The organism is Variovorax sp. GW821-FHT09D04 (assembly GCF_059416405.1).
Genome location: NZ_JBWKPA010000009.1, coordinates 192553 through 212831 on the forward strand (window position 1 = coordinate 192553; position 20279 = coordinate 212831).

General features: G+C 68.9%; 18 protein-coding genes. 12 read left to right on the forward strand and 6 right to left on the reverse strand.

From position 1 onward, the window contains the following. Positions 1–21 precede the first annotated feature (21 nt). The 4 genes from AC07O4_RS24860 to AC07O4_RS24875 are packed head-to-tail and all read left to right on the forward strand — an operon-like array spanning position 22 to position 3231. The gene (locus AC07O4_RS24860) at positions 22–1377 is read left to right on the forward strand and encodes an aromatic ring-hydroxylating dioxygenase subunit alpha (protein ID WP_495305927.1); all 1356 of its coding nucleotides are present in this window, start codon (positions 22–24) and stop codon (positions 1375–1377) included. Beyond that, positions 1374–1859 carry an aromatic-ring-hydroxylating dioxygenase subunit beta gene (locus tag AC07O4_RS24865; RefSeq protein ID WP_495305928.1) on the forward strand — a complete coding sequence of 162 codons (486 nt, stop codon included), beginning with the start codon at positions 1374–1376 and terminating at the stop codon, positions 1857–1859. The genes AC07O4_RS24860 and AC07O4_RS24865 overlap by 4 nt, the downstream gene beginning before the upstream one ends. Further along, the gene (locus tag AC07O4_RS24870; RefSeq protein ID WP_495305929.1) at positions 1856–2449 is read left to right on the forward strand and encodes a cysteine hydrolase family protein; all 594 of its coding nucleotides are present in this window, start codon (positions 1856–1858) and stop codon (positions 2447–2449) included. Before AC07O4_RS24865 ends, AC07O4_RS24870 begins: the two co-directional genes overlap by 4 nt. Continuing rightward, on the forward strand, positions 2446–3231 hold the full coding sequence (locus tag AC07O4_RS24875) for an SDR family oxidoreductase (protein WP_495305930.1): 786 nt from the start codon (positions 2446–2448) through the stop codon (positions 3229–3231). The genes AC07O4_RS24870 and AC07O4_RS24875 overlap by 4 nt, the downstream gene beginning before the upstream one ends. 7 nt (positions 3232–3238) lie before the next feature. On the opposite strand, the gene AC07O4_RS24880 is transcribed toward AC07O4_RS24875, so the two are convergent. Further along, positions 3239–4228 (reverse strand): AraC-like ligand-binding domain-containing protein, encoded by a 990-nt coding sequence (locus AC07O4_RS24880; protein ID WP_495305931.1) that lies wholly within the window; start codon positions 4226–4228, stop codon positions 3239–3241. A 128-nt stretch (positions 4229–4356) separates the two neighbouring features. Here AC07O4_RS24880 and gnd point away from each other — a divergent pair, with 128 nt between their 5' ends. Next, positions 4357–5778: a decarboxylating NADP(+)-dependent phosphogluconate dehydrogenase gene (gene gnd, locus AC07O4_RS24885; RefSeq protein ID WP_495305932.1), complete on the forward strand. Its 1422-nt coding sequence runs from the start codon at positions 4357–4359 to the stop codon at positions 5776–5778. Positions 5779–5917: 139 nt separating this feature from the next. Here gnd and AC07O4_RS24890 read toward each other — a convergent pair whose 3' ends face one another. Further along, positions 5918–6427: a gluconokinase gene (locus tag AC07O4_RS24890; RefSeq protein WP_493192925.1), complete on the reverse strand. Its 510-nt coding sequence runs from the start codon at positions 6425–6427 to the stop codon at positions 5918–5920. Between the two features lie 113 nt (positions 6428–6540). Continuing rightward, entirely contained in the window at positions 6541–7371 is an 831-nt protein-coding gene (locus tag AC07O4_RS24895) for a helix-turn-helix transcriptional regulator (protein ID WP_495305933.1), read from the reverse strand. A 286-nt stretch (positions 7372–7657) separates the two neighbouring features. Here AC07O4_RS24895 and AC07O4_RS24900 point away from each other — a divergent pair, with 286 nt between their 5' ends. Beyond that, positions 7658–12763, forward strand: a complete 5106-nt coding sequence (locus AC07O4_RS24900) for a DUF5801 repeats-in-toxin domain-containing protein (RefSeq protein ID WP_495305934.1) — start codon at positions 7658–7660, stop codon at positions 12761–12763. Positions 12764–12854: 91 nt separating this feature from the next. Here the strand turns inward: AC07O4_RS24900 and AC07O4_RS24905 are convergent, their stop codons facing one another. After that, positions 12855–13949, reverse strand: coding sequence for a PA0069 family radical SAM protein (locus tag AC07O4_RS24905; protein WP_492729733.1), 1095 nt, complete (start codon positions 13947–13949; stop codon positions 12855–12857). A gap of 136 nt (positions 13950–14085) precedes the next feature. Here AC07O4_RS24905 and AC07O4_RS24910 point away from each other — a divergent pair, with 136 nt between their 5' ends. From AC07O4_RS24910 to AC07O4_RS24935, 6 genes are all read left to right on the forward strand, one after another. Then, entirely contained in the window at positions 14086–14688 is a 603-nt protein-coding gene (locus tag AC07O4_RS24910; protein WP_139705802.1) for a GbsR/MarR family transcriptional regulator, read from the forward strand. Between the two features lie 69 nt (positions 14689–14757). Then, positions 14758–15189 carry a thiol-disulfide oxidoreductase DCC family protein gene (locus tag AC07O4_RS24915; protein ID WP_495305935.1) on the forward strand — a complete coding sequence of 144 codons (432 nt, stop codon included), beginning with the start codon at positions 14758–14760 and terminating at the stop codon, positions 15187–15189. Between the two features lie 49 nt (positions 15190–15238). Continuing rightward, on the forward strand, positions 15239–16180 hold the full coding sequence (locus tag AC07O4_RS24920; protein WP_495305936.1) for an SAM-dependent methyltransferase: 942 nt from the start codon (positions 15239–15241) through the stop codon (positions 16178–16180). A 30-nt stretch (positions 16181–16210) separates the two neighbouring features. Then, complete coding sequence (locus AC07O4_RS24925) at positions 16211–17251, forward strand: SRPBCC family protein (protein ID WP_495305937.1); 1041 nt, start codon at positions 16211–16213, stop codon at positions 17249–17251. Continuing rightward, positions 17248–17868 carry a DUF4166 domain-containing protein gene (locus AC07O4_RS24930; protein ID WP_495305938.1) on the forward strand — a complete coding sequence of 207 codons (621 nt, stop codon included), beginning with the start codon at positions 17248–17250 and terminating at the stop codon, positions 17866–17868. Before AC07O4_RS24925 ends, AC07O4_RS24930 begins: the two co-directional genes overlap by 4 nt. Before the next feature lie 7 nt (positions 17869–17875). Next, on the forward strand, positions 17876–18223 hold the full coding sequence (locus AC07O4_RS24935; RefSeq protein WP_095744544.1) for a DOPA 4,5-dioxygenase family protein: 348 nt from the start codon (positions 17876–17878) through the stop codon (positions 18221–18223). Here the strand turns inward: AC07O4_RS24935 and AC07O4_RS24940 are convergent. Both AC07O4_RS24940 and AC07O4_RS24945 read right to left on the reverse strand, forming a co-directional pair. Next, positions 18220–18852, reverse strand: a complete 633-nt coding sequence (locus tag AC07O4_RS24940) for a phosphoribosyltransferase (RefSeq protein ID WP_495305939.1) — start codon at positions 18850–18852, stop codon at positions 18220–18222. The genes AC07O4_RS24935 and AC07O4_RS24940 overlap by 4 nt on opposite strands. Before the next feature lie 83 nt (positions 18853–18935). Next, the gene (locus AC07O4_RS24945; protein WP_495305940.1) at positions 18936–20270 is read right to left on the reverse strand and encodes a Rieske 2Fe-2S domain-containing protein; all 1335 of its coding nucleotides are present in this window, start codon (positions 20268–20270) and stop codon (positions 18936–18938) included. Positions 20271–20279 lie beyond the last annotated feature (9 nt).

The following is a 20279-nucleotide window of genomic DNA, read 5'->3' on the forward strand; positions in this document are numbered from 1 at the left end:
ACGTTTCAGGAGACCCACCCGATGAATTCCGTGATCCCCATCATCCCCATGGCGGCGACCAACCCGATCGACATCCAGTCGCTCGTGCAGCCCGACCGCGTGCACAAGCGCGTCTACACCGACCCCGCCATCTTCGAGCTGGAAATGGACCGCGTGTTCGGCCAGGCCTGGATCTACATCGGCCACGAAAGCCAGGTGCCCAAGCCCGGCGACTACTTCACCACCCGCCTGGGCCGCGAGCCCGTGGTGATGGTGCGGCACACCGACGGCCAGGTGCATGTGATGTTCAACCGCTGCCCGCACAAGGGCGCCAAGCTCGTGCCCGACGGCAGCGGCAGCGCCGGCAAGTTCCTGCGCTGCCTGTACCACGGCTGGACCTTCAAGTGCGACGGCAGCCTGCTGTCGGTGCCGCTGCGCAGCGGCTACGAATGCACCGCGCTCGACCTGAAGGACCCGCAGTACGGCGTGCGCAAGGTGGCGCGCGTGGCCTCGCACCGCGGCTTCGTGTTCGCGAGCCTGTCGGAAGACGGACCCGAGCTGAAAGAGTTCCTGGGCGGCGTGGCCACGTCGCTCGACAACTTCTGCGACCGCGCGCCCGAGGGCGAAGTGGAAGTGGCCGGCGGCGTTCAGCGCGTGATCCAGCGCAACAACTGGAAGATCTTCTTCGAGAACCTGCACGACACCATCCACGCCGTGGCCACGCACGAGTCGTCGTGGCGCGCGGCCAAGGAAGAGCACGAGGCCATGCCGGCCGGCACGCCCAAGCCCTTCGAGGTGGTGATCGTCGACGGCAACGGCGAGCCGCTGGAGTTCTGGGAGAAGCTGGAGCTCAAGGGCTACGACCACGGCCACGGCTTCATGGAAGGCATCTTCGTGCCGCCGACCGACCCGGTGAGCCTGGCCTACGTGGCCTCGCTCGAAGCCGCGAAGGGCGCCGAGCGCACCGACGAGATCCTGCGTGTGAACCGGCACAACACCATCGTGTACCCGAGCTGCTCGCCGCACACCTCGTTCCAGCAGATCCGCGTGATCCGGCCGCTGTCGGTGGACCGCACGCTGGTCGAGATCTTCAGCTTCCGCCTGAAGGGTGCGCCCGAGGCCACCTTCCAGCGCACGCTCAAGTACACCAACATCGTCAACTCGCCCTCGTCGAACGTGATGCCCGACGACCTGGAGGCCTACAACCGCGTGCAGGAAGGCCTGGGCTCGGACGGCGGTGACTGGGTCAGCATGCACCGTGCCGCCGGGCGCGACCAGCCGCTGCCGGGCGGGCGCGCGTCCAACGGCAACAGCGAGATGCCCTCGCGCAACATGTTCGCGGCGTGGGCCGGGTACATGGGCGTCGACACGGGTGCACAGGCTGGGAGCGCCGAATGAACTTCCGCGACTGGAACGAACAGCAGGACCTCACACAGTTCCTGCACCACGAAGCACGCCTGCTCGACGAGCACCGCTGGGACGAATGGCAGAAGCTCTTCACGCCCGACGGCCTGTACTGGGTACCGCTGGTGCACGGCCAGGCCGACCACCTCAACCACGCGTCGCTGTTCTGCGAGGACGCCCTGCTGCGCTCGATGCGCGCGCGGCGGCTCGAGCAGGCCCGCGCCTATTCGCAGCAGCCGCCCACGCGCACCGTGCACGTGCTGGGCAACATCGCGCTCGAAGCACGCGACGACGTAGGCTGCACCGTGCGCTCGACGTTCCTGCTGCTGGAGTGGCGCAAGACCGAACAGCGCACCTTCGGCGGCAGCGTGCTGCACACGCTGCGCCGCGCCGACGACGGCTGGCGCATCCAGACCAAGCGCGTCGACCTCGTGAACTGCGACGCACCGCACGAAGCCCTGCAGGTGTTCCTGTGAAGGCCGCGCTGCTGGCGATGCACTACCAGAACGACGTGCTGCACGTCGACGGCAAGGTGCGCGTGGGCGTGGCCGCCGACGACCCGGCGCGCCCGCGCCTCATCGCCTCGGCCGCGCGGCTCATCGCCGGGGCGCGCGCGAACGGCGTGCCGGTGATCTTCGTGCGCATCGCCTTCGCGCCGGACTACGCCGACTGCCTGCGCAACTGCACGCTGTTCCGCCGCGTGGCCGAGAGCGGCGCGGTGCAGGAAGGCAGCTGGGGCGCGGGCTTCTACGACGAACTCGCGCCGCGGCCGGGCGAGGCCGTCGTCACCCACAAGCGCAACAACCCCTTCTGGGCCAGCGGGCTCGAAGACGCCGTGCGTGCCACCGGTGCCAGCCGCCTGTACGTGGCTGGCATCGCGACCAACCACGTGGTCGAGCACGGCGCGCGCCATGCGAGCGACCTGGGCTACGACGTGGCGGTGGTCGCCGACGCCTGCAGCACCGCGCAGGCGCACCTGCAGGCGGCAAGCCTGGAAACCCTGGCGATGCTCGCGGACGTGGTGCGCGTGGATGAGGCCGTGGCGCAGATGGGAGGCCACGCATGACCCCGCTGCAGGGCAAGGTCGCGATCGTGACCGGCGCCGCCGCGCTGCTGGGCAGTGCCATCGTGCGCGCCTTCGTGCAGGCCGGCGCGCGCGTGGTGGCAGTCGACATCGACACAGCGCGCGGCGCCGCGCTGGCGGCCGACGTGGGCGCGGGCTGCCGCTTCGTCGCCTGCGACATCGCCTCGGACGACGCGCTCGATGCGCTCGTGGCTGGCACGCTGCGCTCCGAAGGCCGCATCGACTTCCTCATCAACAACGCCGTGGTCTACGGCGATGCAGGCCTGGATGCCGCGCGCGCCGACTGGCTGGGCGCGCTGAACGTCAACTTGGTCTCCGGCGCGATGCTGGTGCAGAAGACCGCCGACGCGCTGGCCGCGCACGGCGGCGCCATCGTGAACATGGGCAGCGTCGGCGGCAAGTTCGGCGCGGCGGGCCGGGCGCTGTACCCGGCGGCCAAGGCCGCCATCCTGCAGCTCACGCGCAACCAGGCCGCCACGCTGGCGCCGCGGGGCGTGCGGGTGAACTCGGTGTCGCCGGGCTGGACCTGGTCGGACGCGCTGTCGCGCATGGCGGACGGCGACCGCGCACGGGCCGACCGCGTCGGCGCGCCGATGCATCCGCTGGGCCGCGTGGGCGACGGCGACGACGTGGCGCAGGTGGTGCTGTTCCTGTGCTCGGACGCGGCGCGCTTCGTCACCGGTGCCGACATCCCGGTCGATGGCGGCTTTTCGATGCTGGGGCCGGACCAGGGGCGGTCGGCACGCGACTGGTTCGAGGCGTAGCCGGCGCTCAGCCGCGCGACTGCCGCAGCGCCCCCGGCGTGCCGCCCAGGTGCCGGCGGCACAGGCGCACGAAGTGCGAGGCGTCGGCCAGCCCGACGCGCAGGCCGATCTGCGCCACGCTCAGACGGTCGAAGCGCGCATCGGCCAGCATGCGCTGCGCCACCTGCATGCGGCAGGCGGCCAGCGCGTTCGCGAACGTCGTCGCGCCCTCGCCCCCTTCCGCGAGACAGCGATGCAGGCTGCGCTCCGAGATGCCGAGCCCCTGCGCCACGGCCGCGGCCGTGAGGCCCGGCTCGGCATGGCGCTCGCGGGTGGCGTCGAGCACGCGCTGGCGCAAGGCGGCGCGGCCGCACGGGTCGGGCATCGCCCCACCGCCTCCCGGGCCGAGCGCCAGGGCCAGCAGGCCGCCGAGCTGGTCTGCCAGCAGCGCCGCCGGCAGCGGCGGCCGCAGGGCCACCTCGGGCGACAGCGCCTGCGCGAAGCCGCTGAGTGCCGCGCCCCAGCCGCTGTGGCCGTCGATGCGGCGTGCCACGTGGTCGCCGGCGTCGGGCAGCCACGACTCGACCCACGCGGTCGGCAGCTCGATCGACACCGTGTCGGCCGACTGCTGCAGGTGGAAGGCGTAGCAGCGCCGCGAATCGACCAGCACCGCGTCGCCGGGCAGCAGGCGCGCCGAGCGCTCTTCCTGCACCGCGACCCAGGGCGAGTCGGCCTTGCACAGCAGGTAGTAGAAGTTGTGGCGGCTGTGGGCGATGGCGCGGCGCGTGCGGTACACGTCCTGCGCGCTGCCGCGCACGCGGTTCACGTGCAGCGGCCCGAGCGGCGCGGATTCGAGCGAGGCGCCGAAGCCACCGGCCAGCGGGCTGGTCACGTCCATTTCGAGAAAGCCTTCGCAGACCGCGCCGATCCAGTAGTCCAGCCGCTGCGGCGGCGGCACGGTGTCGGTCGACCAGGTGTGGATCGCAGCAGGGGCTGCGGGCATGGCGGCGGAAGTCATCCCGCCAACATAGCCAGCCCGGGCCCGTTTGCCAAGCGGGTATAGACGCCCTCCGACGCCGCACCGCGCAGGCGCCCGGCACAATGGCCCGCTTCATCCACCGCACACGCACGAAGGGCCCGGCACACATGAGCAAGCAAAGCGATTTCGGATTGATCGGCCTGGCCGTGATGGGACAGAACCTGGTGCTGAACGTGGAAAGCCGCGGCTTCCAGGTCAGCGTCTACAACCGCACCGAGGCCACCACCGAGGCCTTCCTTGCCGCCCACCCCGGCAAGCAGCTGGTGGGCGCGAAGACGCTCGAAGAATTCGTCCAGAGCCTGGCCAAGCCCCGCAAGATCCAGATCATGGTGAAGGCCGGCGCGCCGGTCGACCAGGTGATCGAGCAGCTCATTCCGCTGCTCGACAAGGATGACATCGTCATCGACGGCGGCAACAGCCTGTACACCGACACCGAACGCCGCGACGCCTACCTTGCGAGCAAGGGCCTGCGCTTCATCGGCGCAGGCGTGTCGGGCGGCGAGGAAGGCGCGCGCAAGGGGCCGTCGATCATGCCGGGCGGCCCGGCGTCGACCTGGGAGGTGATGAAGCCGATCTTCGAGAGCATCGCGGCCAAGGTCGACGGCGAACCCTGCGTGATCCACATCGGCCCGGGCGGCGCGGGCCACTACGTGAAGATGGTGCACAACGGCATCGAGTACGGCGACATGCAGCTGATCTGCGAGGCCTACAGCCTGTTCAAGGCGGCCGGCTTCACGACCGACGAGATGGCCGCGATCTTCAACGAATGGAACGAGGGCGAGCTGCAGAGCTACCTGATCCAGATCACCGCCAAGGCGCTCGAGCAGAAAGACCCCGAAACCGGCCAGCCGGTGGTCGACCTCATCCTGGACAAGGCCGGCCAGAAAGGCACGGGCCAGTGGACGCTGCTGAACGCGGCCGAGAACGCGGTGGTCATCAGCACCATCAACGCCGCCGTCGAGGCGCGCGTGCTGTCGTCGCAGAAGAAGCAGCGCGTGGCGGCCAGCCAGCTGCTGCAGGGGCCGAAGATCGCACTGTCGCTGGAAAAAAAGGCGTTGGTGGCCAAGGTGCACGACGCGCTCTACGCCTCGAAGGTCATCAGCTACACGCAGGGCTTCGACCTGATCCAGACCATGGGCGAGAAGAAAGGCTGGCCGCTCGACCTGGGCGGCATCGCCTCGATCTGGCGCGGCGGCTGCATCATCCGCGCGCGCTTTTTGAACCGCATCACCGACGCCTTCCGCCGCGACCCGGCGCTGGGCAACCTGATGCTCGATCCGTTCTTTCAAGACCTGCTGAACCGCACGCAGCAGAGCTGGCGCGAAGTGGTGGCGCTGGCGGTGAGCAACGGCATTCCGGTGCCGGCCTTCAGCGCCTCGCTGGCCTACTACGACAGCTACCGCACGGCGCGCCTGAGCGCGAACCTGCTGCAGGCGCAGCGCGATTTCTTCGGGGCGCACACGTACGAGCGTGTCGACAAGCCGGAGGGCCAGTTCTTCCACACGGACTGGCCCGAAGTCATCGAATAAATTGGGCTCGCCCCCAGGCTTCGCGCACTTCGTGTCGCTTCGCCAACCCCCTACCGGGGGCAACACCAGCGGCCCGGCAAAGCCGGTTCCGCGGTGTTTCTGGTGAATGCCCGCTCGCCGCCTCTTCAGGTGATGCGACTCAGCCGGCGTCGGCCAGCCAGTCGCGCACCACGCCGACCGACTGCGCCAGCGGCGCCGTCGCATCCACCGCCAGCACGCCGGCCTCGCCCACCGGCGATTCGAGCGTGGCGAACTGGTTGGCCACGAGGCTGGCCGGGAACATGTGCAGCCCGGCGCCCGCGCGCGCGGCCACGCGGCGCTCGGCTTCGGCGCGGTCGATCTGCATGAACACGAAGCGCAGGCCCGGCGCGGCGGCGCGCAACTGGTCGCGGTAGCTGCGCTTGAGCGCGGAGCAGGTCATGACGGCGCCCTGCGGCGCGTCGGCCAGGGCGCGGCCCAGCGTGGCCAGCCAGCCGGCGCGGTCGGCGTCGGTGAGCGCGATGCCGCGGCTCATCTTGTCGACGTTGGCGGGCGGGTGGTGGTCATCGCCCTCGATCAGCGGCAGCCCGAGCGCCGTGGCCAGCGCCGCGCCCATGCTGGACTTGCCGCAGCCCGAAACCCCCATCACCACGAGCCAGACCCTGTTCATGCGCACCCTTGACCTTTGTTGAAGCTGACAGGCGCGTGCCGGAGCCGGCACGCGCGGTCACGAATCTACCGCGTCGGCGCCCGGGTGGGCGCAAAGCCGGTGCCGGCCACGGCTCAGACGAGGTGCCAGCGCCGGCTGTGCGGCCCCTGCTTCGCGAACACGTGCGCAAGGTGCTTCTTGACCGTGTTGACACTGATGCCGAGCCGCTCGGCGATCTGCTTGTTGGTCATGTCCCGGTGCATGAGCGACAGCACCTCGTCTTCCCGTGCGGTCAGCCGGAAGGCCGGCGTGGTGCCGCCGGACGCCGGCCGCCCGCCGCTGGCCTTCGCGCGCAGCACGCACAGGTACAGCGCCTGCACCACCGGCCCCGGAAAGCCCAGGGTACCCGCCAGCACGGCATCCAGCGATTGCGCCAACTGCTCGGCGCTCGCGGCCCACTCGACGCTGCCGCGCGCCTGGCTGCGGATCGCAGCGTCCAGGCCCTGCGGGGACGGCGCCTCCCACCCGAGGAGCCAGTCGGTGGCGGGAAAGCGGCGGCGCAGACCGTCCAGGCTGGCGACGCTCTCCGGCGCCATCAGCGCGATGTCCACCAGCAGCAGACGAGGCGCCTGCGGCCGGCAGCGGGCTACCAGCTCGAAGAGGCTGTTCACCTGCACGCACGCGACCTCGTACATGCGCCCTGCCCGCTGCCGCGAGGCCAGCAGGCCCTGCCCGAACCGCGGTGACGCGCGGCCGGTGCCGGTGGCGACAAGCACCGGCACGCGGAGATCGGCCGCAGGGCAAGGGAGGTCGGGGAACGCCGGTTGAAAGCAGTCCGATGCCAACAGCGCGGGTGGCACGGAGGGCGCGAATGGCGACAGGGGACGCAAGCCCTGCATGAACGGCAGCGGGTCTGCGTTCCACGCAGGTTCCAGCCCAGCAGACGGCAGTGGGACTTGTTCCATGGTTTCCCTCCGAGGTGCCTATTGGGAGGCAGCCGGAGCTTAATGATAAAGACCACAAATTTGCACCGACAGGTCTGCCGACCTCGCAAGGTATCAAAGGGTAAGGGCGCGCGATCGGCGCGGCACATCACCCAGTGGGTGACAACTTTTATCCTATGGACAGGGCGCAGCCCGGCGGTTCAGCATCCCTTTCTGCTGATATGTGAACGTGGTTGATCGCCAGTGCATGCAGGTCAATCGGGAGCACTGATTCCAGTCGGCGCATCTTTTCAACCAAGGAGTTCCCATGGCTGCGCTCAACCTGACGGCCGGCTCGACCGTCACCCTGGATGAATCCGCCAATTTGCAGAACCTTGCCGCTACTCCCGCTGCTGCCGGCGACAGTAACGACAATGACATCTCCGCAAGTTCGCTGCCCACCGCCTTCAGCACCCGCCTGGCGGCCCAAGGCGTCGGCACCGCCATCAACGCGGCGTTGAGTGGCTACAACGGGACCAACACCGGCACCAACGCCTTCACGTTCAGCGTGACGGGCACGGTCACCGACATGTCCTTCACGGACGCGAACGGCGCGCCGCTCAACGGCCTGGACAGCGGCCTCAACACCGCCGACGGCGAAGACATCTTCCTGTACACCGACGCGACCAACAACAACGTCGTCTACGGAAAGACCGCCCTCAATGCCGTCGTGTTCGCCGCCTACCTGGAAGAAACCGGCAGCCCGGTGAACGGCGCCAAGATCTGGACCGTCCAGTACGAAGCGATGTCGAACCCCGACGCGGCCAACGCCGACGATCCGATCGACCTGACGGACAAGGTCTTCGTCAGCGTCAGCCAGGACACGGAGTTCAACCTCGCGGACGCGCCCTCCGGCCAGAACCTGTTCCTGATGTTCACGACCGGCAGTCCGACCATCGTCGATGGCCGGATCTCCAACGTGTCGATCATCGCGACCGGCAAGGACCCGGCCAACCAGTCCGGTGCCAACCCCAACAGCACCGCCGACGACATCAACATCTCGACCGGCGACACGATCAACACCAGCAAGGCGGGCGGACCGACCACGTTCGGCACCAACAGCCAGATGATCACCGAGCAGGAAGGCATCCGCTTCACGTTCGTGACGGGCGCCCGGGCGGACGTCACCATTCCGAACCTGGACCAGAACGAGGCCGACCTGGAGTCGAACATCGACTTCACCGGCATGTTCGGCGCGAGGACCGCCGACTTCGACGTGGTGCAGCTGCAAAGCGGCAAGAGTGCCCAGGTCAAGATCTCGGCCTTCAGCACGGCGGCGGAGTCCGGCAACAGCTTCATCGATGGCTATGCGGGCGACGCGACGGTGGCGATCACCAGCGTGCGCGTGCTCAATTCCGTCACCGGGGCCGTGCTCGAAACCTTCTCGGCCGGTGCCGAAGGCGGACTGAGTTCGAGCCTCGCCATCAGCATCACCGGCGGCGTCGCGACCATCACCGGCGTGGTGGCCGGCCAATCGATCGAATACACGACGTCGGCGGACCACAACCGCGTGCTCATCGAGAACGGGGCGGCCCTCAATGCCTCGGGCAACACGCACGCGGACTTCGACATCGGGGGCTTCCGGCTGCTGAGGTCGTCCACCGCCACGGCGCAGATCGGCTCGCAGATGATCTTCGAGGACGACGGCCCAAGCATCGCGGTGGCCGACACGGCGCCCCCTGACGCATTGACGGTGGACGAGAGCGCCCTGGCCACCAACGCGTCGGCCAGCTTCGCCGACAACTTCTCCAGCACGCCGAGCTACGGCGCGGACGGCGCAGGCACGGTCAGCAGCACCTACGCGCTGAGCCTGAAGACCAGCGGCGCGGACTCCGGGCTGGACGACGTGGCCACCGGCAACAGCGTGTTCCTGTTCCTCAATGCCTCGGGCGTCGTCGAGGGACGCCAGGGCACGGACGCCGCGGCGGCCGCCACGGGCGACATCGTCTTCACGGTGAGCGTCAACGCCGCCGGCACGGTCACGCTCGACCAGGTGCGTGCGATCGTGCATCCGAACACCGCCAACCCGGACGATTCGAAGACGCTGGCCGCGGCCGACCTGATCGTGCTGACGCGCACCGACACCATCACCGACAGGGACGGCGACCCGAACACGGGTTCGGACTTCCTCAACATCGGCCAGGCCCTGAACTTCAAGGACGACGGCCCGAGCATCGCGGTCGCCGACACGGCACCGCCCGACGCATTGACGGTGGACGAAACCGCCCTGGCCACCAACGCGTCGGCCAGCTTTGCCGACAACTTCTCCAGCACGCCGACCTATGGCGCGGACGGCGCAGGCACGACCAGCAGCGCCTACGCGCTCAGCGTCAAGAGCGCGGGCGTCGCTTCGGGCCTGGTCGACACCCTGACGAATCAGAGCGTGGTGCTGACCGTCAACGCCGGCGTGGTCGAGGGGCGCACCGCCATCAGCGGTGCGCTGGTCTTCACCGTCAGCGTGGACGCTGCGGGCCTCGTCACGCTCGACCAGCTGCGTGCCGTCGTGCATCCGGACGCCACCAACCCGGACGACTCGAAGACGCTGGCCACGGCCGATCTGGTCGTGCTGACCCGCACCGACACCATCACCGACAAGGACGGCGACCAGAACACCGGCTCGGACTTCCTGAACATCGGCCAGGCCCTGAACTTCGAGGACGATGGCCCGAGCATCGTGGTCGCCGACACGGCGCCCCCCGACGCGTTGACGGTGGACGAGAGCGCCCTGGCCACCAACGCCTCGGCCAGCTTCGCCGACAACTTCTCCAGCACCCCGACCTACGGCGCCGACGGCGCAGGCACGGTCACCAGCGCCTACGCGCTGAGCGTCAAGAGCGCGGGCGTCGCCTCGGGCCTCGTCGACACCCTGACGAACCAGAGCGTGGTGCTGACCGTCAACGCCGGCGTGGTCGAAGGGCGTACCGCCATCAGCGGTGCGCTGGTCTTCACGGTCAGCGTGGACGCTGCGGGCCTCGTCACGCTCGACCAGCAGCGCGCGGTCGTGCATCCGGACGCCACCAACCCGGACGACTCGAAGACGCTCGCCGCGGCCGACCTGATCGTGCTGACGCGCACCGACTCCGTCACCGACAAGGACGGCGACCAGAACACGGGCGCGGACTTCCTCAACATCGGCCAGGCCTTGAACTTCGAGGATGACGGGCCGAGCATCACGGTGGCCGACACGGCGGCCGCCGATCCACTGACGGTGGACGAAACCATCCTGGCCACCAACGCATCGGCCAGCTTCGCCGACAACTTCACCAGCACGCCGACCTACGGCGCGGACGGCGCAGGCACGGTCACCAGCGCCTACGCGCTCAGCGTCAAGAGCGCGGGCGTTGCCTCGGGCCTGGTCGACACGCTCAGCAACCAGAGCGTGGTGTTGACCCTCACCGCCGGCGGCGTGGTCGAAGGGCGCACGGTCGGCAGCGGATTGCTGGTCTTCACCGTCAGCGTGAACGCCGCGGGCCTCGTCACGCTCGACCAGCAGCGCGCCGTCGTGCACCCGGACGCCACCAACCCGGACGACTCGAAGACGCTGGCCGCGGCCGACCTGGTCGTGCTGACCCGCACCGACACCATCACCGACAAAGATGGCGACCAGAACACGGGCTCGGACTTCCTGAACATCGGCCAGGCCCTGAACTTCGAGGACGACGGCCCGACCATCCTGGCCCGCACCGACCTCATCTACGCGAACACCAGCAACCCGTCACCTGGCGGCACCGGCACCTTCGACTACGAGATCGGCGCCGACGCGCGGTCGAGCTACAGCGTCTCCAACTCCGACTTTTCAGCGATCACGCTGACCGGCACGGTGGGCAATGCGGCGATCACCAGCCCGACGGTGACCTGGTCGTCCGAGACGGCGACGGGCGCCTCGTTCGCCGTCAGCTTCAGCTACAAGCCGGACCCGGGCTCGGCCACCACCACCAACGCAACCGGCACGCTGAGCTTCGACAAGGTGAACGGCACCTACTCGCTCGCGCTGAATGCGCCCATCGCGGGCTTCAACACCGTCTCGACCGGCCAGGCGCTGGGCTTCACCGGCTACACGGTGGGCACATCGACGGTCGACCAGACGCAGCCCGACGTGTCGGTGGCCCAGTTGAGCAGCAACTTCTTCGTGCAGTTCACCGGCTACAGCGAACCGGGCGGCGGCACCGGTGCCAACAACATCCAGGCGATCGCTCCAGCAGCCCCGTTGGGCACGGCCAACGGAACCGCCTTCGTGAACGGCGAGTTGTTCAAGCAGGCAGGGACGTGGGTGAGCGTGTCCAACCTGGCCAACGGCGTGGCGGGCGACACGATCCAGCAGGGCGAGGTGCTGGACCTCGACTTCTTCGCCGCGAACCCGTTCGGCTTCACGACTGCGACGCCGACCACGCAGGCCGCCGGCATGTTCCTCAAGTTCGACGGCATCGGCAGCGAGGACCTGGTGCTCGTGCTCAAGCTGGTGGACCCGGACGACGGCAGCCGCACGACGAAGGCCATCATCATCGACAACGCCGACATCATCAAATCCGGCGGCACCATCCCGGCCCCGTACAGCATCTCGCTGGACAACAACGACGGCGCGGTCATCATCGAGTCGAACGACTTCAACACCGGCACCGAGAACTACGTCATCGAAGGGGCACAGCTGCTGGTGTCGACCGAAGGCGTGACGGGCACGGCCATCAACCTCAATGCACTGACCGGGGCCGGCGGCAACAGCACCACGCTGCAGGAATTCTCGGGAACACCGGGCACGGCCAACCCCGAAGCGGCCACGTCCGACAACGACGTCATCAAGATCTCGGACATCGGCTTCGTCACCCTCAACAGCGGCCAGCTCGACGCCAACCTGCAGTTCTCGCTGGCGGTCAAGGACGCCGACGGCGACGCCACCGCGACGCAGGTGCTGGACGTCGGCATCGTCGGCGGCACCGCCTTCACCGGTGGCGCGGACAACGAAGCGATCCAGGGCAGCACGGGCAACGACACGCTCAACGGCGGCGGCGGCAACGACACGCTGACCGGCGGACTGGGCAAGGACTCGCTCACCGGGGGCGATGGCAACGATATCTACGACTTCAATGCCGTGGCCGAGAGTGCGGCCGGTGCGAACCGGGACGTGGTCACCGGATTCATGAGCGGTGCGGACACGCTCGACCTGTCGGGCATCGACGCCATTTCGGGCAACGCGAACGCGGACGACGCCTTCAGCTACCTCGGCGATGCGGCGTTCACCAACGTGGCCGGACAGCTGAGGTTCGACGTCGCCACCCAGACGCTGCAGGCCGATATCGACGGCAACGGCACCGCCGACTTCGAAGTGCAGCTGGTGGGTGTCGTGGCGCCGCCACCGCTGGACGACTTCTTCATGTAGGCCCGGGCATTGCGTGGAAGCGAGGGCGGCCCTAGCGACCGCCCTCGTCAGCCGCAGCGGCCGGGCCGGGGCGCGTCAGCGTTGCTCGCACTCAGAACAGGCTGCCCTGCCCTTGCGCGCCGGGCGGGCGGAACGCGCCGGTGTCGAGCGCGATCCGCTCGCGGTTGAAGCCCAGCCGGTGCGTCGCCTTCTGGAAGCGCTGGTGGATCAGGTCGGCCCACAGGCCGCTGCCCTTCATGCGCGTGGCGAAGTCGGCGTCGTAGTCCTTGCCGCCGCGCATCTCGTGGATGCGCGCCATCACGCGCTCGGCGCGCTGCGGGTAGTGCAGTTCGAGCCATTCCTTGAAGAGCGGCGCCACCTCCCATGGCAGCCGCACCACCGTGTAGAAGGCGCTGCGCGCGCCGGCCTCCCAGGCCGCTTCGAGCACCTGCTCCATGTCTTCGGTGATGAAGGGAATCTGCGGCGCCACGCTCACGCCCACCGGCACGCCGGCCTCGGCCAGGGTGCGGATGGTGCGCAGCCGCCGGTGCGGCGCGGCGGCGCGCGGCTCGAGCTTGCGCGCCAGTTCGCCGTCGAGCGTGGTGATCGTGACGTACACGGCCGCGAGCCGGTCGGCGGCCATGGGCGCGATCAGGTCGAGGTCGCGCTCGACCGCGCTCGACTTGGTGACCAGCGCGAACGGATGCCGCACCTCGCTCAGCAGCTCGATCACGCCGCGCGTGAGCCGCAGCTCGCGCTCGATCGGCTGGTAGCAGTCGGTGGCGGTGCCGATCGCGAGGTTGCTGGGACGGTAGCCCTTGCGCCCGAGTTCGGCGCGCAGCACCTCGACGAGGTTGCGCTTGGCGATCAGCTTGGTCTCGAAGTCGAGGCCGGGCGACAGGTTCAGGTAGCTGTGAGTGGGCCGCGCAAAGCAGTAGATGCATCCATGCTCGCAGCCGCGGTACGGGTTGAGCGAGCGATCGAAGGGGATGTCGGGCGACTCGTTGCTGCTGAGCACCGACTTCACGTCCTCGAAGCGCACCTCGGTGGCCAGCGGCAGCAGCCCTGCGGCCTCGGCTTCGCCGTCTTCCAGCGTGCCCCAGCCGTCGTCGAAGGCGTCGCGTTCGTCCTTGGAGAACCGGTGCGCGAGCCGCGTGGCCGCGCCTCGGCCCTTGATGATGTGGATGGGAACCTGGGCGGCGGGCATGGCGAGTCCTTGGAAGGAAACAGGAAACAAGTCGAACAACTGTTTATTCATACAGTATTTCACTTTTGCGGCCACCATGCAGCGGTTTTTTTGTTTCTGTCTTGACAGAAATTCAGGAATTCCTAAACTCGGCGCCATGGAACTCACCGACATTCAACGCAAGTTCGTCCTGCACTGGGGCGAGATGGGCTCCATGTGGGGCGTGAACCGCACGGTCTCGCAGATCCACGCCCTGCTCTTCGCGCACGGCAAGCCGATGCACGCCGAAGAGCTGTCGGAAACGCTGGGCGTGGCCCGCTCCAACGTCAGCAACAGCCTGAAGGAACTGCAGGCCTGGAACCTCGTGCGCGTCACCCACACGCTGGGCGACCGGCGCGACTACTTCGAGACCAGCGTCGACGTGTGGGAGTTGTTCCGCACCGTGGTGCGCGAGCGCAAGGAGCGCGAGTTCGACCCCACCATCCGCGTGCTGCGCGAGATCGTTTCCAGCCCCGATTTCCAGAAGGAGCCGCCCGATGCGCAGGACCGCATCCGCTCCACCATGGACCTCATGACCAAGCTCGCCACCTGGGCCGACGAGATGCTGCGGCTGTCGCCCGGCACGCTCGACAAGGTGCTCACGCTGGGCGCCAGCGTGCAGAAGTTCGTGCGCGGCGACAGCGCACCGCCCCCCGCCCCTCCTGGCGCCGGCAAGGGCGACGACCCCGACGCGCACCACGCCAGCCTGCCCATGATCTGAGAAAGGCCGCGTCCTTTTTTTTGCCTTCTTATTTCTGTTTTGACTGAAATATCGAGAACCAAAAGCACCATGACCCGCTTCGCCCCCGCCACCTACCCGCTCACGGTCTACTTCGACGCCACCTGCCCGCTGTGCACGGCCGAAATGGGCGCCATGCAGGCGCGCGACAGTGCCGAGCGGCTGCGCCTGGTCGACTGCTCGCCCGCCGGTTTTTCGGACGGCCCGGCGCCGCGCGAGGCGCTGATGCGTTCGCTGCACGCGGTCGATGCCGCAGGCCGGCTGCGCGTGGGCGTCGACGCCATCCGCGCCTGTCGCGCCGCGGTGGGCCTGCCGGCCGGCGGCGCCGTGCTCGACCTGCCGGTGGTCGGCCGGCTGGCCGACCGCGCGTATGCAGTGCTGGCCCGCAACCGCTACCGGCTGCCGCGCTGGCTGGTCCTGCGGCTCGCGGGGCACGGTGCGATCGCGCCAGCGACATGCGCCGACGACCACTGCAAGCTCTAAAAAACCCACGCTGTCACACACCACCCGCTCACGCCTGAAGGAGTTTTCGATGCCCGACGTCTTCCAGCCCGACTTCCGCCTGCCCGGCACCGCGCGGCCTGCGCCGCCTGCCGTCGAAGGCCACGTGAGCCGCGAGGACACGCAGGACTATTTCACCGAGGTCGCCGACGACTACCGCGCCTGGAGCCCCAGCTACAACATGCACTTCGGCTTCTGGCGCCTGGGCCTGAACCCGCTGCGGCGCGAGGGCATGCTGATCGAGATGAACCGCACCGTCGGCCGCGCACTGTGGCTCGACACGGCCACCACCGGCCCGCGCTGCGTGCTCGACCTCGGCTGCGGCGCCGGCGCCACCTCGCGCACGCTGGTCGGCGACGACCCCACGCTGCATGCGGTCACCGTGACCAACGTGCCGGTGCAGAACGGCATCGCCGCGCGGCTCGACGCGCGGGCCGGCGTGGCCGACCGCGTCGCGCACGTCGAGGCCGACTACACCCGCACCGGCCTGCCCGCCGCCCAGGCCGACGGCGCCTGGGCGCTCGAAAGCGCCTGTTATGCCGAGGGCACCGCCAAGGCCGACTTCGTGCGCGAGGCCGCGCGGCTGCTCAAGCCCGGCGCGCGGCTGGTGGTGGTCGACGGCTTCCTGCTGCGCCGCCGGCCGGGCCGCCTCGCGGGCTGGCTGCACCGCCTCTGGGCCGACAGCTGGGCCGTGCCCACGCTGGCCCAGCGCGAGGACTTCACGGCCGCGCTGCGCGCGCACGGCTTCGAGGACATTGCATTCACGTCGCTGCGCTGGCGCGTGGCACCGAGCGCGCTGCACATCCCCGTGCTGGCCACGCGCTTCACGCTGGCCGAACTGTGGAAGGCCCGCGGCAGGCTCAGCCCCTGGCGCCGCAAGCACATCGTCGCCAGCTACTGCGCGCTCGCGCTGGGCATGTTCTGGCGCGACTTCGACTACGCCATGGTGACGGCCCGGCGCAGTGCCAGCTGAAAACGCACAAAACGAGGAGAAGAAATTTCCATGCGCACAGACCCCGAAGAAAGCAAGCTCGCCGACCTGCCAGCCAACGCCGAAGTGCCGGCCCCCAAGCCCGTGCGCGGCATGCCCTTCGGTTGGTTCTGGCCCATGTTCGCCGGCGCGGCGCTGGCGCTCGTGCTGCGCCTCGTCTTCAGCGGCGGCCCCGGCAAACCCTTCTCGGCCATGCTGGGCTCCTTCGTCTACTTCGCGCCCGCGGCATGCGGCGCGGTCACGGTGTACCTGGCCGAGCGCATCGAGCGGCGCAGCTGGGGCTACTACCTCTGGGCGCCGTGGGTGGCCACCGCGCTGTTCGTCGGTGGCACGCTGATGGTGTTCATCGAGGGCATCATCTGCGCCGCCTTCATCGTGCCGCTGTTCGCGGTGATGGGCAGCGTCGGCGGGCTGGCCATGGGCATCGTGTGCCGCATCACCAACTGGCCGAAGCCCGCGCTGTACAGCGTCGCCCTGGTGCCGCTGCTGCTCGGCGGCATAGAGCCGCAATGGCCCAACCCCGACCAATTCTCGAACACCTCGCGCACGCTCTTCATCGCAGCGCCGGCCGACCGCGTGTGGCACGAGCTCAACGCCGCGCGCGACATCCGCCCCAGCGAAGTCGGCGACGCATGGGCCTACCGCGTCGGCGTGCCGATGCCGGTGTCGGGCGTGACCGTCGACACGCCCGAGGGCCGCGTGCGCCAGGTGCAGTGGCAGAAGAACGTGCACTTCGAAGAGGTCGTCACCGAGTGGCAGCCAAACCGCCTGCTGAAGTGGCGCTTCCGCTTCACGCCCGACTCCTTCCCCGCCGGCGCGCTCGACGACCACGTGATGATCGGCGGCCAGTATTTCGACCTGCGCGACGCCACCTACACCCTGACCCCGCGCGACGGCGGCACCGAGCTGCGCGTCGCGGTGTCGTGGCGGCTGAGCACGCGCTTCAACTGGTATGCGGACCCGGTCATGCAGTTCCTGCTGGGCGACGCCTCCGAGAACATCCTGCGCTTCTACAAGGCGCGCAGCGAAGCCACCCAGGCGGTGGCGGGATGAGCAGCGCGCCCCCCGTCTTCCAGCAGGCACTCGGCCCCGCATGGGACCGGCTCGGCGACGTGATTCGCCGGCACTACACGATGGCGCCGTTCTCCGACGACTACGTGTGCGTGCGCGGCACGATGAGCGAGGTCTGGCACGCCCCCTGGGCCGCGCTGCTGATGCCCTTCGGCCGGCTGTTCGGCGCGCTGGTTCCGCACCAGGGTACCCAGGTGCCGATCGAGGTGCACTACCGCTGCCACCCTGACAACGCCCACCTCTACTGGGACCGCGTCTTCCACTTCCCGGGCAGGCCGCCTTTTCATTTCCGATCGCACATGGAGCACGACGCGGCACAGGGCAGCGAGGTGATCGAATACGTGCGCTTCGGCATCGGCATGCGCCTGGCGGTGAGCGCGGAAGACGGCGCGCTCGTGTTCCGCGACCGGGGCTACATCTGGCGCCTCGCGGGGCTGCGCATTCCGCTGCCGCTGGGCCTCTTTCTCGGCACTGCCTACGTCGAGGAGCGGCCCGATCCATCCGATCCCGAGCACTTCACGATGAAGATGCTGTTGCGCCACCGCTGGTTCGGCGACGTGTTTCGCTACAGCGGACGCTTCCGCCTCGGTTCACAATGAGCCCACCATGCCGCGCCGCCCCGAAAACCTCTACGCCCAGTACCACGCCCACATCTACTTCGCCCCCGCCACGCTGGCGCAGGCGCGCGAACTCAGCGAGCGCGCCGGCCGCGAGCTGATGGTGGTGGTGGGTCGCGTGCACGAACGCCTCGTCGGCCCGCACCCGCACTGGAGCTGCCAGCTGGCCTTCGACGCCGCCGAGTTCGACGAGGTCATCGGCTGGCTCGACGCCAACCGCAACGGCCTCGACGTGTTCGTGCACGGCGTGACCGGCGACGACTTCGCGGACCACACGGCGCATGCGATGTGGCTGGGCGAAGAGAGCGCGCTCGATCTGCGGATGTTCCGGCGCTAGGCCTGCGCCAGCAGCGCGCAGACCTCTTCATCCGTCGTCTGCGAGAAGTCTTCATACCAGGCGCCAACCGCCCGGAACACCGTGGGACAGCGCACGCACAGCACGTCGTCGGCTTCGCGCTGCAAGGTCTCACAGGCCTCGGGCGACGCCACGGGCACGGCGGCGATCACGCTGCCGGCGCCCTGCCGCCGCAGCCCGCGAACCGCGGCGCGCATCGTGGCACCGGTGGCGAGTCCGTCGTCGATCACGAGCACCGTGCGGCCGCGCACATCGCACTCAGGGCGATCGCCGCGATAGACCTGCGTGCGGCGCGCCAACTCGGCGAGTTCAGCACGGACCACGGCATCGATCTCCGAAGGACGCAGGTCCAGCGTGCGCACCAGGTGTTCGTCGATCTCGGGCACGCCGTCGCCCGCGAGCGCGCCGAAGGCGTACTCGGGTTGTTCGGGCAGACCCAGCTTGCGCACCACCAGCACGTCGAGCGGCAAGCGCAGTGCACGGGCCACCTCGAAGGCCACCGGCACGCCGCCGCGCGGCAGCGCCAGCACCACGGCGTCCGCAAAACCGCCGCGCCGCTGCAACAACGCAGCGAGCTGGCGGCCGGCCTGTGCGCGATCACGAAACTTCACGGCGTGTGCTCCCGACAGGGGATGTTCACACGCTGTTCGCGTCGAGGCGAGCCCCGGCGCAAAGACCCGGATCGCGGCGTGCGTTACGCAGCCTCTTGCGTTTCCACCTCGGCGTCCGATGTGCCGCCGTGGACCTTGAAGAACTGCGCCCCTTCGACCTTCTGCCCGATGGCCTGCTCATACGCCGCGCGCACGTCGTCGGGCTGCCCGGCCTGCCCGAAGAAGTCCTTCAGGTACGGCCCCAGCAGCGGATGCGCCGCCAGCTCCTCGCGCGACAGGCCGTGCAGCATCTCGTCGCGGCAGGCCGAGGGCAGGTACACGTCGCGGTTCCTTTCGGGGTCGCGGATCAGGCCCTTGGGCTCGTGCGCCGGGTCGGACTGCATCGACTCGAGTTCTTCGAAGAAGCGCCGGCGCATCATCACGATGCCCTTGTCGCTCTGGCCCAGCTTCTCGCGCGTGCGGTCGGTCACGGTGCCCTGCCCCACCCACACCACGAAGTCCTGGTTGGCGACGTGGCTGGTGATCCAGCGGCCCGTGGCCGGGTCCTTGATGGGGCCGTACCACGAGGGAATGCGTTCCTGCACATAGGGCTCCTGCTCGGTGGGCACGCGGCTGAGCACCCACAGCACGCTCAGCGTGTGGTGGTCGTCGATGGGCACGCGCCATTCGAAGTGGTGGCCGAGGAAGAAGCCGTTGGGCCACAGGGTGACGCGGCCGGTGGTCCACATCACGTTGTCTTCGCGCTCGCCGCCGCGCAGGCGCTTGTAGACGAAGCCGTGCTCGAACTCCTCGAAGGCGAGCTTCAGGTGCGTAGGCACGTAGGGGCCTTCGTCGCCCTGCAGGCGCGTGGTCCAGTTGTTGTGCGTCCACTCGAAGTGCACGGGGTCGATGGAGTTTTCCTGGCACTGGAACCAGTTGCAGGGAATCTCGGCGAACACGGCCTGCGCGAAACCGTTCTTGCAGTTGAAGAGTTCCCAGTCGGGCAGCAGCGGCGCGGGCTGCGGGCCCATGTAGGCCCACAGCAGGCCGGCCTTTTCCTGCACGGGGTAGGCCTTGATCTTCGTGTTCTTGCGCATGCGCGCGTCGGGGTCCAGCGTTTCTTCGAAGGGCTGGTGGATGCACTGGCCGCTGGTGTCGTACTGCCAGCCGTGGTAGCTGCAGCGCAGGCCGCACTTCTCCACGTAGCCGTACGACATGTCGGCGTTGCGGTGCGGGCAGCGGCGGTCGACGAGGCCGTAGTTGCCGCTCAGGTCCTTGTAGAGCACGAGGTCCTCGCCGAGGATGCGCAGCGGCTTCACGGCCTTGTCGTCGAACTCGCTGGCGCCGGCGATCGGGTGCCAGTAGCGACGCAGGTAATCGCCCATGGGCTTGCCCGGACCGACTTCGGTCAGCAGGCGGTTCTTTTCTTCGCTCAACATGCATCGTCT